1 protein-coding gene is annotated in these 1,455 nt (G+C 55.1%); it reads left to right on the forward strand.

Features of this window, described 5'->3' with window-relative positions; all coding sequences use genetic code 11:
- A partial coding sequence (gene carB / locus JKK62_RS01710) for a carbamoyl-phosphate synthase large subunit (protein WP_201426686.1) occupies positions 1-1,455 on the forward strand: 1,455 nt, incomplete at both ends.

Below are 1,455 nucleotides of genomic sequence, written 5' to 3' on the forward strand. Positions count from 1 at the left end.
TAGACAAGGCTGAGGACAGACAGATGTTCAAGGACACGATGATGTCGATCGATCAGCCGGTCATTCCGTCAATGGTCGTAAACGACGTTGAGTCCGCCGTAAAATTCACAAACGAGATCGGCTACCCCGTGATCATCCGTCCCGCCTTTACCCTCGGCGGCACAGGCGGCGGTATTGTAAACAACGAGGAGGAGCTCAGGGAGATCACCTCAAACGGTCTTGAGCTTTCTCCCATCACCCAGGTTCTCGTCGAGAAGTGCATCTCCGGCTGGAAGGAGATCGAGTTCGAGGTAATGCGCGACTCCAAGGGCAACGTAATCACGATCTGCTCAATGGAGAACTTCGACCCCGTCGGCGTTCACACGGGCGACTCTATCGTAATCGCTCCCGCAGTTACTCTTTCGGACAAGGAGTACCAGATGCTGCGTTCCGCGGCTCTCGACATCATCTCCGCGCTCAAGGTTGAAGGCGGCTGCAACTGTCAGTTCGCTCTCGACCCCGAGAGCATGGAGTACGCCGTTATCGAGGTAAATCCGCGTGTATCGCGTTCCTCGGCTCTCGCCTCAAAGGCTACCGGCTACCCGATCGCCAAGGTAGCTTCCAAAATTGCGATCGGCTACACCCTCAGTGAAATCAAAAACGCCGTTACGGGCACAACCTACGCGTGCTTCGAGCCGGCTATCGACTACGTTGTCGTTAAGTTCCCGAAATGGCCTTTCGATAAATTCGTATACGCCAAGCGCGACCTCGGCACCCAGATGAAGGCGACAGGCGAGGTCATGGCTATCGCTCCCACCTTTGAGCAGGCTATCATGAAGGCTGTCAGAGGCGCGGAGATCTCCCACAATACCCTCGACGACAAGGAGTACGCAAAGCTCAGCGACGCTAATGTCATGCACCAGCTCAGCGTCTGCGACGACAGAAGAATATTCTGCGTCTACGAAGCCCTCAAGCGCGGTATCTCCGTCGACAAGATCCACGAGATCACCATGATCGACGAGTGGTTCCTCGAGAAGCTCAGAAACATCATCGCCGTTTCGGACGAGCTCAGGAGCGGCGCTCTCACAGAGGAGCTTTACTCAAGAGCCAAGCACACCGGCTTCCTCGACAAGACGATCGAGGAAATGAGCGGTCAGAAAATCGAGAATCCGCTCACTCCCGTATATAAAATGGTTGACACCTGCGCGGCTGAGTTCGCCGCCGAGACTCCCTACTTCTATTCCACCTTCGACAAGGAAAACGAGGCTGAGGAGTTCATCGCCGAGAGAAAGAGCGACAAAAAGACCGTCATCGTATTCGGTTCAGGTCCTATCCGCATCGGTCAGGGCATCGAGTTCGACTACGCCTCCGTACACTGCGTATGGGCGCTCAAGAAGGCGGGCTTCGACGTTGTTATCGTAAACAACAACCCCGAGACCGTATCAACCGACTTCGACAAGATCGGAAGAGCACACG

The sequence above is a fragment of the Ruminococcus difficilis genome (assembly GCF_016680995.1).